This window comes from Paraburkholderia lebeckiae (assembly GCF_014201005.1).
GTDB lineage: Bacteria > Pseudomonadota > Gammaproteobacteria > Burkholderiales > Burkholderiaceae > Paraburkholderia > Paraburkholderia tuberum.
This window is the reverse complement of sequence record NZ_JACHDK010000001.1, coordinates 111,572-123,002: the sequence shown is the minus strand read 5'-3', so window position 1 is coordinate 123,002 and position 11,431 is coordinate 111,572. Positions and strand designations below refer to the sequence as shown.

The following is an 11,431-nucleotide window of genomic DNA, read 5'->3' as shown; positions in this document are numbered from 1 at the left end:
GCTCAGCGCGCGCGCAGCAGCCGATCGAGCGCTTCCAGCTGCGCCTGGGTGCCGATGTTCTCCCACAAGCCTTCGTACAGCTCGCCGCTCGCGAGCCCACGCGCGATGGTCCCGCGGTAATACGGGCTCAGCGCGCGCCGCGTGCCACGCGGCAGATCGCGGAACATGCGCGTGTCGTACAGACCGAAACTGCCGAACGTGAGGCGCGGCTGCGCGTCGAGCGACAGCACGCCGTCGACGAGACCAAAGTCGCCGTTCGGGTGAAACGTTGGATTCGGCACCATCACCAGATGCATGCCGGGCTCGGGCAGCGCCTTCAGCGCGCCGGCGTGCGCGTGCAGCGCGGCGTAGTCGTAATCGGTGTACACGTCGCCGGCCACCGCGACGAACACCTGATCCGCGCCCTCGTCGGTCAGTAGCGGCAGCGCCTGCGCGATGCCGCCCGCGGTCTCCAGCGCCTCATGCTCGGGCGAATAGCGCAGCTCGACCTGCCAGCGCGAACCGTCGCCGAGCGCGGCTTCGAGCTGCGCGCCGAGCCACGCATGATTGATCACGATGCTACGGATGCCGGCCCGCGCGAGCCGTTCGATCTGCCATACGATCAGCGGCTTGCCGCCCACTTCGAGCAGGGGCTTCGGGCACGCGTCGGTCAACGGACGCATGCGCTCGCCGCGGCCCGCGGCGAAAATCATCGCTTTCTTTACGGACATCGTCATCGGTCAGAAGGTGTAGCCGATTTCCCGCGCGCGGCCGTCGAGGTCGTCGAGCAGTTTCGCGAACCCGCGCAGCGGCGCGTAACGCTCCGCCACCTTGCGTGCATAGCCGATGAAACGCGGCAGGTCGTTCATGTAATGCGCCTTGCCGTCGCGGTAGTTGATGCGGCAGAACAGGCCGAGCACCTTGATGTGCCGCTGCAGCCCCATCCATTCGAGCTGGCGGTAGAACTCGCCGAAATCGGCATCGACCGGCAGGCCGGCTTTTTTGGCGCGCTCCCAGTAGTACGCGAAGCAGTCGAGCTCGAACTCCTCGTCCCAGCTGAGGAACGCGTCGCGCAGCAGCGACACGACGTCGTATGTGATCGGTCCGTACACCGCGTCCTGGAAGTCGAGCACGCCGGGGTTCACCGGGTTGGGCGTCGAGGCGATCATCAGATTGCGCGGCATGAAATCGCGCAGCATGAAGCTTTGCGGCTGCGCGCGCGCGCTCGCGATCAGCAGCGCAAACGTGCGATCGAGCAGCGCGCGCGTGGCGGCATCGACCTCGCGGCCAAGGTGCCGGCCGATGAACCACTCGGGCATCAGCTCCATCTCGCGGTGCAGAAACGCTTCGTCGAACGGCGGCAGCACGTCTTCGCGCGAGCTGAGCTGCCAGCGGATCAGCGCGTCGAGCGCGTCGCGCATCAGCGCGCGAGCCGCGCGCGTGTCGCCCGCGGCCTGCGCGTCGGTCAGCGCGCCCAGATACGACGCGGTGCCGAGATCGGTGACGAGCATGAAGCCCGCGTCGAAGTCGACCTCGAGCACGCGCGGCACGTGCACGCCGGCGGCCTCGAGCAATTGCGCGATCTGCGCGAATTCGCGGCATTTTTCGGGCGGCGGCGCATCGACGGCGATCAGCGTGGCCGCGCCATTGCCTTGCGCCGCCTTACCCGCGAGCCGGAAATAACGACGGAAACTGGCGTCGGACGAGGCCGGAACGAGGGTGTCGGGCTCGAGCGCATGGCGCGCCGCGTGGCCTTGCAGCCAGGCCTTGAGCAGGGAGAGACGGGTGTCGGTGAAATCTTGGGTGGAAGGCAGCGTCATGAAAAGCGGCGGCAAATTCTTGGGGACAACGTCTTGCCATATAATACCCCACGACTTTTTTGACGCGACTCACACGCCAGCTTTCGCGTGCTCCGTTTTACCGCCCGCCTTATTACTCGGCAAATTGGGAATCCAGACGTGCAGCCGACTCTAACGGTCGCGGTGTGCAGGCGGTGGATCGTGACGACGAAAGCTTGCGCACGGGTCGACTCGCCAAACGATACATGCCGCCCAGACAGCTTTCCGATTCCACTCCTTCCTGTGCAGTAGTGCCGCGCAAAAGGCGGCTCGTCGCGGCGCTGATCGCCGTTCCGGGCCTGATGCCCGCGCTTGCGCACGCCCAGCTGGTGGGGGAAGCTGCGCAACCGCAGGCGGTCTACCCGCCGTGGGGCATGCAGCTTGCGCCGCAGCTCGAGGATCATCCGTTGCAGACGGGCCAGCGGCCGGCCACCTTCGTGCTCGGCGACCACGCGAGCGGCACGATCGACCAGGATCTGGCCGCCAAGGGCTCGGCGGAAGTGCGGCACAACACGTCCGTGATCAAGGCCGACGCGCTGCACTACGATCAGGACACGGACATGGCCGATGCGTACGGCAATGTCCACGTGATCAATACCGGCAATACCTTCATCGGACCCGAAGCACATCTGCGCGTCGATTCGACCGAAGGCTTCATGACCGCACCGAAGTACCACTTCACGCTGACTGGCGGCTCGGGCAGCGCGCAGCGCGTCGACCTGCTCGACGCGGAGCGCTCCGTGTTCACGAAGGGCACCTACACGGCGTGCGCGTGCACGGACAATCCGGCCTGGTACATCAAGGGCAGCGAGTTCGATTTCGACACCGGCGCGGACGAAGGCGTCGCCTATAACAGCGTGCTGTTCTTCCAGGGCGTGCCGGTGTTCGCGTCGCCGTGGCTGTCGTTCCCGCTGTCGGGCGATCGGCGCAGCGGCCTGTTGCCGCCCACGTTCTCGCTGAGCTCGACGAACGGTTTCGAGCTGTCGGTGCCGTATTACTTCAACATCGCGCCGAATCGCGATCTGACGGTCACGCCGCGTCTGATCTCGAAGCGCGGTGTGCAGTTGCAGAGCACGTTCCGCTATCTGTCGCCAACGTATTCCGGGTCGATCACCGGTGAATTTCTGCCCGACGATCGTCTGACGAAGACCAACCGCTACGCGCTGTACATTCAGCACAACCAGAATTTCGGTAACGGCTTCGGCGGCTACATCTATTACAACAGGGTTTCGGACAACACCTATCCGGAAGACCTCGCGTCGTCGGTCAACCAGTTCATGAACGGCACCCAGCTCCTGTATCAGCAGGAAGCCGGGTTGACCTACAACAACGGACCGTGGTCCGTGCTCGCGCGGGAGCAGCACTGGCAGACGCTGGAGCCGTCGGTCGCGCCGTACGGCCGCGAGCCGCAGTTGAACGTCAAGTACGCGAAGTACAACATCGGCGGCTTCGACTTCGGCGCCGAAGCCGACTACACGAACTTCCGCATCACCACCGGGGATCTGACCGAAGGCCAGCGGGTGCTGTTCAATCCGTACCTGTCGTATTCGGTGGTGGGGCCGGGCTACTTCGTCACGCCGAAGGTGCAGTGGCACTTTGCGTCGTACAACCTGAACAACATCGGCACCGATCTGGCGAACGTGCCGGGGGCGCAGAAGAATTTCACCGAGTCGATTCCGACCTTCACGTTCGACACGGGACTGACGTTCGAGCGCTCGGTGCGCATTTTCGGCGCGGACTATATCCAGACGCTGGAGCCGCGCCTGTACTACGTGTACACGCCGTACCGCAACCAGAACAACGCGCCGCTGTTCGATACCGCCGAATCCGACTTCGGTCTCGCGGAGATCTTCACGCCGAATACGTTCGTCGGTAACGACCGGATCGCCGACGCGAACCGCCTGACCGCCGGTCTCACCACGCGCTTCATCAACGCGTCCACCGGCGACGAACGCGCGCGCTTCGTGATCGCGCAGCAGTACTACTTCCGGGATCAGCGCGTCACGCTGACGCCGACCCAGACCAGTACCCAGGCCACGCACTCGGACCTGATCGCGGGCGCGTCGATCAAGCTGGGCGCCGGTTTCGCTTCGGAAACGGCGTTCCAATATAATGCGGACAATAACCAACTCACGAAGACGAGTGTCGGCTTCGGATTCAGTCCGGAGAGCGGCAAGGTCATCAACGTCGCGTACCGCTACACGCGCGCCAACACCACGCTCGACAACCAGCCGATCAATCAGGTGCTGATTTCGGGCCAATGGCCGCTGTCGCACCGGATGTACGGTGTCGGCCGGTTCAACTACGACATCGGTGGCCACCGTATCGTCGACGGCCTGGTCGGCCTGCAATACGACGCGGACTGCTGGACGCTCGGCGCCGGCATCCAGCGCTACGCGAACGGCCTGAACTCGTCGGGACAGAATCAGTCGAGCACACGGTTTCTGGCGCAGTTGACGTTCAAGGGCTTGTCGAGCGTCGACAACGGGCTGATGACCGCGTTCCGCAGCAGTGTGGCCGGCTACACGCCGTTGCCGCCACCGCCACCGCCGGAGTCGCGGTTCACCAACTACGAATGACGGTCGCCCGGTCATTCACGGCTTGCGAAAAGACGGGCGAAGCGCCCGACATCATTGGAGTATCTGTGGCAATCATGAAACAGCTTCGCTTGGCAATACTCGCGGCGGGTCTCGTCGCCGCGGCGTCCTTCGTTCCAGTCGCGTCGGTACAGGCGCAGGCATTGGGCGGCAATAGCGGCCAGACGGTGGACACCATCGCCGCAGTGGTCAACAACGGTGTCATCACGCAGCGCGAGCTCGACGAGCGGGTCGGTCTGATCGCGCACCGGCTGAACCAGCAGAACGCTCCGGTGCCGCCGACGGACCAGTTGCGCCAGCAGGTGCTCACGCAGATGGTGCTCGAGCGCATCCAGCTGCAGAAGGCCAAGGAAGACGGCATCACCATCGACGACGCGGCCGTGCAGCGCACGCTCGAGCGTCTCGCGCAGGCGAACAACATGTCGCTCGCCATGTACCGCGCGCGCATCGAGGCGCAAGGCGTGCCCTGGACCACCTTCTCGAGCGACGCGCGCACGGAGCTGACGCTGTCGCGTCTGCGCGAGAAGGAAGTGGACAGCAAGATCACGGTGACGGACGCCGAGGTCGCGAACTATATCGCCAGCCAGCGCGGCCCGGGCGCCGGCCAGACGAACGACCTGCACGTCCAGCACATTTTCGTGAAGGCGCCGCTGAACGCGTCCGAGACCGACATCGAGGCGGCGCAGAAGAAGGCCGAGGGTTTGCTCGCCGAAGCGAAGGGCGGCGCGAATTTCGAAAAGCTCGCGAAAGCCAATTCGCAGGCGCCGGACGCGTCGAAGAACGGCGGCGATCTCGGCTTCCTCGCGCCCTCGAAGCTGCCGCCCGAGTTCGTGAAGGCCGCGTCGGCACTGCGTCCGGGTGAGATCAATCCGGATCTGATCCGCACCAACGACGGCTTCGAGATCGTGCGTCTGGTCGAGCGCCGTGCCGGCCAGGGCACCAGCGCGGACGCGCCGAAGCTCGTGCAGACGCACGTGCGCCATATTCTGCTGCGCGTCGGCGACGGTCAGTCCGAACCGCAGGCACGCCAGAAGCTGCTCGACATCCGCAACCAGATCGCCGCCGGCGGCGACTTCGCGAAGTTCGCGCGCACCTACTCGCAGGACGGCTCGGCGTCGCAAGGCGGTGACCTCGGCTGGGTCAGCCCGGGCGAGACGGTGCCCGAATTCGAGCGCGCAATGAATTCGCTGCAGGACGGTCAGATCAGCGACCCGGTGCGCAGCGAATACGGCTACCACCTGATTCAGGTGCTCGGCCGCCGCGATGCGGAAGGCTCGATTGCGCAGCAGATGGATCTCGCGCGTCAGGCCATCGGCCAGCGCAAGGCGGAACAGGCGTATGCCGACTGGCTGCGCGAGCTGCGCGATACCGCGTACGTAGAAGTGAAGCCGACCACGGCGAACGTGCAATAACAGAGCCAATGCGATGACGAGCGCTGCCCAGCCCACCCACCGCCCGCTGCAGATCGCGATCACGACCGGCGAGCCCGCCGGCGTCGGTCCCGAGCTGACCACGCAGGCGCTGGCCGGCGCGGCGGCGCATTGGCCTCAGGCGCAGTTCACCGTGCTCGGTGATGCGCAACTGCTCGCTGAGCGGGCGCGCGCGGTCGGCGTCGATTGGGCCGCGCTGCTCGCGCAGGGCCCGCGCGTGCGGCCCGAACATCACTCGCTTGGCGCACCAGCGCAGGCAGGCAAGCTCGACGCCGCGAACGGCCACTATGTGCTCGATCTGCTCGATGCGGCGATCGACGGCGCGGTGGCCGGCAGGTTCGACGCGATCGTCACCGCGCCGCTGCAAAAAAGCACGATCAACGACGCGGGTGTGCCGTTCACCGGCCACACCGAATATCTGGCCGAGCGCACCCATACGCCGCGCGTCGTGATGATGCTCGCGGGCACCGGCAAGCGGCCGCTGCGCGTCGCGCTTGCGACCACGCATCTGCCGTTGAAGGACGTGTCGGCGGCTTTGACGATCGAAAGCCTCGTTGCAACGCTGCGCATCATCGATCACGACCTGCGTTACCACTTCGGTTTGCCCGCGCCGCGCATCCTCGTGACGGGGCTCAATCCGCACGCTGGCGAAAACGGCTATCTGGGCCGCGAGGAAATCGACGTGATCACGCCGGCGTTGCGGCAGGTGAACGGCGAGGGCGTCGACGCGCGCGGTCCGTATCCGGCCGACACGCTGTTCCAGCCACGTTATCTCGACGAAGCCGACTGCGTGCTCGCGATGTTCCACGACCAGGGCCTGCCGGTGCTGAAATTCGCGACGTTCGGCGAAGGGATCAACGTGACGCTCGGCCTGCCGATCATCCGCACCTCGGTCGATCACGGCACCGCGCTCGATCTGGCCGGCACCGGCCGCGCCGACGCGGGTAGCCTGATGGCCGCCATCGACACGGCGGTGTCGATGGCGCAGCATCGTCGCGCGGGCTGACGGGCGGTTGATGTGAGCGGATGCGGCGCGCGTGACGCGCCGCGCGGCGACGTGTTTCCACCGGTACGTCTTTCATTCTCAAGCAGTTTTCTTTCTAGCGTTTCTCCGATGTCCACCAGCAGACAGCAAGGCCGGCACCAGGGCCATCTCGCGCGCAAGCGTTTCGGTCAGAACTTTCTGGTCGACATGGGCGTGATCGATTCGATCGTCGACGTGATCCGGCCGCAGCGCGGCGAGCGCATGGTCGAAATCGGTCCGGGCCTCGGCGCGCTGACCGAGCCGCTGATCGAGCGGCTCGCGACGCCCGAGACGCCGCTGCACGCGGTCGAACTCGACCGCGATCTGATCGGCCGTCTGAAAACGAAGTTCGGCAACCTGCTCGAACTGCACGCAGGCGACGCGCTCGAGTTCGACTTCGGCTCGCTTGCGGCACCGGGCGACAAGGCGTCGCTGCGCATCGTCGGCAATCTGCCGTACAACATTTCGAGCCCGCTGCTGTTTCATCTGGCGGCGTTCGCGGAGCGCGTGATCGATCAGCACTTCATGCTGCAGAACGAGGTGGTCGAGCGGATGGTGGCGGAGCCGGGCACGAAGGCGTTCAGTCGCCTGTCGGTGATGCTGCAGTACCGCTATGTGATCGACAAGCAGCTCGACGTGCCGCCCGAGTCATTCCAGCCGCCGCCGAAGGTCGATTCGGCGATCGTGCGGATGATTCCGTACGAGCGGCACGAACTGCCGGTGGTCGACGAAAGCGTGCTCGGCGGGGTGGTCACTGCGGCGTTCTCGCAGCGTCGCAAGATGTTGCGCAACACGCTTGCCGCGCTGCGCGACACCGTCGATTTCGACGCGCTCGGCTTCGATCTGCAACGCCGCGCGGAGGACGTGCCGGTAGCCGAATACGTGAGAGTGGCGCAAGCGGTGGCGGCGCGCTCGGCCGCTGCGCCGGAATAGACTCGACGCTCGACGGCGGCAGGGCGCCGCCGTCGAGCCCGCTTACCGTTTCGCCGGTGCGTTGACGAGCGCGATGCCGCTCAGCACCAGCAGCGCGGCGATCAGAAAGCGCGCGCTGAACGACTCGCCGAGCAGCAGCACGCCGAAGGTGACACCGAACAGCGGCGTCAGAAACGAAAACACCGACAGCCTCGACGCGATGTAACGCGTCAACAGCCAGAACCACAACAGATAGCTGACGAACGCGACGATCACGGCTTGATACGCGAGGCTCGCGAGCGCGAGCGGCGTCACGCTTTCCACGCGCACCTCGCCGAGCCCCAGCGCCAGCGCGAGCAGCACCACCGCCGACACAGTCAGCTGATAGAACAGCGTCTTGCTCGCGCTCGTCCGCGCGAGCCGCGAGCCGCGCACGACCACCGTGGTCGCGGCCCACGCGATGCCGCCGAGCACGCCGAGCGCATCGCCGGCCGCGCCCGCGAGCGTCGAGCCGTGGGCCGCGCTTGCAGCCGTGCCCGCGTCCGTGTGCAGGAAGCCGTCCGCGAACGCGAGCGCCATCCCCGCGAACGCGACGACGATGCCGAGCCACTGGATGCGCCGCATGCGTTCGCCATCGACGAACCAGTGCAGGCCGAGTGCCGTGAAACACGGCGCCGTGTACAGAAAGACCGCCATGCGCGACGCGCTCGTCAGCGTCAGGCCGAGAAAGATGCAGACGAACTCGGCCGCGAACAGCACGCCCGCGAGCAGGCCCGCGCCGAGCGTGCCGTCATCGCGAAAGAGCGGCGTGCCGCGCGAGCGTGCCCATGCCCACACGAGCAGCGCCGCGATCGTCGAGCGCAGCCCCGCCTGAAAGACCGGCGGCACCGCCGCATTGGTGGTCTTGATCGCGACTTGCTGCAGCCCCCAGATTGCGCACAGGCCGATCATCAACAGGATCGCGAAGCTATCCGGGGCGCGGCGCGCGGGCAGGGCGGTGGTCGTGCTCATGGCGGTGCGGTGAAGAGGTGGAGAGTGCGCGCCGAGCCGTGGCGATTTCGGTGGGCGCGCTCGGATGCCGGTCGTTGATGCGTCTGAGTTGCCTGATTTTCTTGCGGGCAACGTCGCGCGTCAGTAGTCGGCGTTTTTTGATGGCGTCGGCACGAGGCAAGATTGCCGGGCGAATTCGCCCGGCGTCAATTCGCCGGGTGCAACGTGAAGCCGGGCTGTGTTTTCATCGTTCTGGCTGACAGCGCGACTCGTGCCCGCCACCGGACGTCAGTCGACTCGGCCCTTCTTCTGTATCAGCTCGATCTTGTACCCGTCCGGATCGGCGACGAAGGCGATGACGGTCGTGCCGTGTTTCATGGGCCCCGCTTCGCGTGTAACGACACCGCCGCGTTTCTTCACTTCCTCGCATGCCGCATAGGCGTCGTCGACTTCGAGGGCGATGTGACCGTAGCCGGTTCCGAGGTCGTACTTGCTCGTGTCCCAGTTGTACGTCAGTTCGATCGCCGCGCCTTCGGATTCGTCCTCGTAACCGACGAATGCGAGGGTGAACTTCCCGTCCGGGTAGTCGTTCTTTCGAAGCAGGCGCATTCCTAGAACTTCGGTGTAGAACCGGATCGATGCGTCCAGATCACCGACCCGAAGCATGGTATGCAAAATTCGCATGAGGACTCCTTTGATAGTTTGTCGATAAATGCGTCGACCTGCGGCAATTGTAAATGATTGCCGTATAGCTTGAGCCCGACGCCGCGCCGGCCGCCCGGCCCACCGCGGACTCGATGCGCCTCGTGGAATTCGATCGGACCTATTTGAACAAAAAAGTATAGGCAATAAGGGTTTGTGTGCGGTTGCCGGTTTGATATTAGCGTCCAACACTCAGCATCAATCCGGTTTGTCAGATAGTAGTCTGATATATCGGACAATCGATGCGTGACCCGGCGATTCGTTGAGCGCGCAGACAGGCGCTAAAGCCGATTCGTCCGCTCCGGACCACTCTTCTCCGCTTAGGACCCTGCCATGAAGCTTGCCAAACGAGGCGCCCAAGCCGCCTTCCTGTTCGCTGTTGCTGGATTGCTCGCAATTTCTGCCTGCACCAAGGTTGCCACGCCAGGGCAGAGCGCAGCGGCATCTCCCTCGACGCTTCAGGCCGTGCTGCAGCGAGGCACGCTGCGCGTCGGCGACTGCCTGACGTTCGCGCCGTTCGGGTTCTATAACAAGGACGGCCAACCAGACGGCTATGACGTGGACCTCGCGAAGGAACTCGCGAAGCAGATGGGCGTGAAGCTCGAGGTCGTGAATACGACGAGCGCGAACCGGATTCCGAATCTGCAGACCAGCAAAGTGGATGTCGTGTTCTGCAACTTCACGCGTAATCTGGAGCGCGCGAAAGTAATCGAATTCACGACCCCCTACGTGGTTGCCAGCGAAGCACTGCTGGTCAGAAAAAATAGTGGCGTTCAGTCGATCAAGGACATGGGCGGTCGCACGATTGCGACGGTCAAGGGCTCGACCAATGGCGACGAAGTGCGCTCGCTGAATATCCCGATCAAGATCCAGGAATACGACAGCTCGCAGGCCGCGATTCTTGCCGTCAAGCAGGGGCAGGCCGACGCGATGATCGAGGACAACAACTTTCTCGCGTATCAGGCCAAGCTCGATCCTGAACTTGCCGTCACGAACGAAGCGCTGGTCCCGCTCGAATATAACGCGTTCGGTGTCAAGGCCGGCGATCAGGAATGGCTCAACTACCTGAATCTGTTCCTCTTCAACGTCAATGCGTCGAAGCTCAACGCGCAGCTCTACAACAAGTGGTTCGGCACCGATCCGCGCTACCCGCTCAATCCGCAGTTTTGAGGAGCGGGAGATGCCGATATCCAATGAAACCCGAACGATGCGGAGGGTGAGATGAGTTACGAGTGGCTCACTCTGTGGGGCTACGTGCCCGAGTTTTTGAGCGCGAGCTGGCTAACGTTGCAAGTCACCGTGCTGGCATTCGTACTGGCGCTAGTCCTCGGCTTGTTGACCGCGCTTGCCAGCGTTTCTCCGCTCGCGCCATTTCGGTTGATTGCTCGCGGCTACGTTGAAATCATCCGCAACACGCCTGTTCTCCTGCAGATTTTCATCGTTTTCTTCGGTCTGCCGTCGGCGGGTATTTCGCTCGACGCATACTGGGCGGGCGTCATTGCGCTCGGCGTCAACGTCGGTGCTTACCTATCGGAAGTGTTCCGCGCCGGCATACAGTCGGTGCCGCGCGGACAACTCGAGGCCGCCGGCATTCTCGGTCTCGAACGCGCGCAGATCTTCGTCGAGGTCGTGCTACCGCAGGCGACGCGCGCGGTCTATCCGGCCATCGTCAACTACCTGATCCAGTTGCTGCTCGGTACGTCGCTGCTGTCCGCCATTGCGTTGCCGGAGTTGACCGGCACTGCGACCGTGATCAACTCGCGGACGCTTCTCTACCTTCAGACGTTCAGCGTGACGCTCGTCGCGTATCTCGTGCTCAGTAACGTACTGTCCTGGCTTGCGGGCCAGCTCGGAGCGCGGATCTTTCATCCTCCCCTCGTCATGCCGGCGCGCACCGGTTTCGGAACCGGCTTCATGCGCCGGACGAAACGGGCCTGATTCCCGGATTGGAGTTGGATC

Annotated in this window: 10 protein-coding genes; 6 read left to right on the top strand and 4 right to left on the bottom strand. The window is 64.5% G+C overall.

Annotated features, from left to right (window positions below):
- Positions 1 to 2 precede the first annotated feature (2 nt).
- Both murU and HDG39_RS00570 read right to left on the bottom strand, forming a co-directional pair.
- Positions 3 to 716 carry an N-acetylmuramate alpha-1-phosphate uridylyltransferase MurU gene (murU, locus tag HDG39_RS00575; RefSeq protein ID WP_184002407.1) on the bottom strand — a complete coding sequence of 238 codons (714 nt, stop codon included), beginning with the start codon at positions 714 to 716 and terminating at the stop codon, positions 3 to 5.
- Between the two features lie 3 nt (positions 717 to 719).
- Complete coding sequence (locus HDG39_RS00570; protein WP_184002405.1) at positions 720 to 1,799, bottom strand: aminoglycoside phosphotransferase family protein; 1,080 nt, start codon at positions 1,797 to 1,799, stop codon at positions 720 to 722.
- Positions 1,800 to 2,023: 224 nt separating this feature from the next.
- Between HDG39_RS00570 and HDG39_RS00565 the strand changes: the two genes are divergently transcribed.
- From HDG39_RS00565 to rsmA, 4 genes are all read left to right on the top strand, one after another.
- On the top strand, positions 2,024 to 4,396 hold the full coding sequence (locus HDG39_RS00565; protein ID WP_184002403.1) for an LPS-assembly protein LptD: 2,373 nt from the start codon (positions 2,024 to 2,026) through the stop codon (positions 4,394 to 4,396).
- Positions 4,397 to 4,461: 65 nt separating this feature from the next.
- Positions 4,462 to 5,826, top strand: a complete 1,365-nt coding sequence (locus HDG39_RS00560; RefSeq protein WP_184002401.1) for a peptidylprolyl isomerase — start codon at positions 4,462 to 4,464, stop codon at positions 5,824 to 5,826.
- A 13-nt stretch (positions 5,827 to 5,839) separates the two neighbouring features.
- Complete coding sequence (gene pdxA / locus HDG39_RS00555; RefSeq protein ID WP_184002399.1) at positions 5,840 to 6,850, top strand: 4-hydroxythreonine-4-phosphate dehydrogenase PdxA; 1,011 nt, start codon at positions 5,840 to 5,842, stop codon at positions 6,848 to 6,850.
- Between the two features lie 108 nt (positions 6,851 to 6,958).
- Positions 6,959 to 7,801, top strand: a complete 843-nt coding sequence (gene rsmA / locus HDG39_RS00550) for a 16S rRNA (adenine(1518)-N(6)/adenine(1519)-N(6))-dimethyltransferase RsmA (protein ID WP_018419420.1) — start codon at positions 6,959 to 6,961, stop codon at positions 7,799 to 7,801.
- Positions 7,802 to 7,843: 42 nt separating this feature from the next.
- Here the strand turns inward: rsmA and HDG39_RS00545 are convergent, their stop codons facing one another.
- Complete coding sequence (locus tag HDG39_RS00545; RefSeq protein ID WP_184002397.1) at positions 7,844 to 8,791, bottom strand: DMT family transporter; 948 nt, start codon at positions 8,789 to 8,791, stop codon at positions 7,844 to 7,846.
- A 267-nt stretch (positions 8,792 to 9,058) separates the two neighbouring features.
- Positions 9,059 to 9,454 (bottom strand): lactoylglutathione lyase, encoded by a 396-nt coding sequence (gloA, locus tag HDG39_RS00540; RefSeq protein WP_018419422.1) that lies wholly within the window; start codon positions 9,452 to 9,454, stop codon positions 9,059 to 9,061.
- A 351-nt stretch (positions 9,455 to 9,805) separates the two neighbouring features.
- On the opposite strand from gloA, the gene HDG39_RS00535 reads away from it, so the two are divergent.
- Together HDG39_RS00535 and HDG39_RS00530 are read left to right on the top strand one after the other, a co-directional pair.
- Positions 9,806 to 10,642, top strand: coding sequence for an ABC transporter substrate-binding protein (locus HDG39_RS00535; protein WP_184002395.1), 837 nt, complete (start codon positions 9,806 to 9,808; stop codon positions 10,640 to 10,642).
- A gap of 51 nt (positions 10,643 to 10,693) precedes the next feature.
- A complete protein-coding gene (locus HDG39_RS00530) occupies positions 10,694 to 11,410 on the top strand; it encodes an amino acid ABC transporter permease (RefSeq protein WP_018419424.1) in 717 nt (238 codons plus the stop codon).
- Positions 11,411 to 11,431: the final 21 nt, after the last annotated feature.

What these genes read in the sequence shown, in the direction of transcription:
- HDG39_RS00565 (WP_184002403.1), top strand. Translation starts at nt 2,024, where the DNA reads ATGCCGCCCAGACAGCTTTCCGATTCCACTCCTTCCTGTGCAGTAGTG.
- pdxA (WP_184002399.1), top strand. Translation starts at nt 5,840, where the DNA reads ATGACGAGCGCTGCCCAGCCCACCCACCGCCCGCTGCAGATCGCGATC.
- HDG39_RS00530 (WP_018419424.1), top strand. Translation starts at nt 10,694, where the DNA reads ATGAGTTACGAGTGGCTCACTCTGTGGGGCTACGTGCCCGAGTTTTTG.
- HDG39_RS00545 (WP_184002397.1), bottom strand. Translation starts at nt 8,791, where the DNA reads ATGAGCACGACCACCGCCCTGCCCGCGCGCCGCGCCCCGGATAGCTTC.
- murU (WP_184002407.1), bottom strand. Translation starts at nt 716, where the DNA reads ATGACGATGTCCGTAAAGAAAGCGATGATTTTCGCCGCGGGCCGCGGC.
- HDG39_RS00570 (WP_184002405.1), bottom strand. Translation starts at nt 1,799, where the DNA reads ATGACGCTGCCTTCCACCCAAGATTTCACCGACACCCGTCTCTCCCTG.
- HDG39_RS00535 (WP_184002395.1), top strand. Translation starts at nt 9,806, where the DNA reads ATGAAGCTTGCCAAACGAGGCGCCCAAGCCGCCTTCCTGTTCGCTGTT.
- gloA (WP_018419422.1), bottom strand. Translation starts at nt 9,454, where the DNA reads ATGCGAATTTTGCATACCATGCTTCGGGTCGGTGATCTGGACGCATCG.
- rsmA (WP_018419420.1), top strand. Translation starts at nt 6,959, where the DNA reads ATGTCCACCAGCAGACAGCAAGGCCGGCACCAGGGCCATCTCGCGCGC.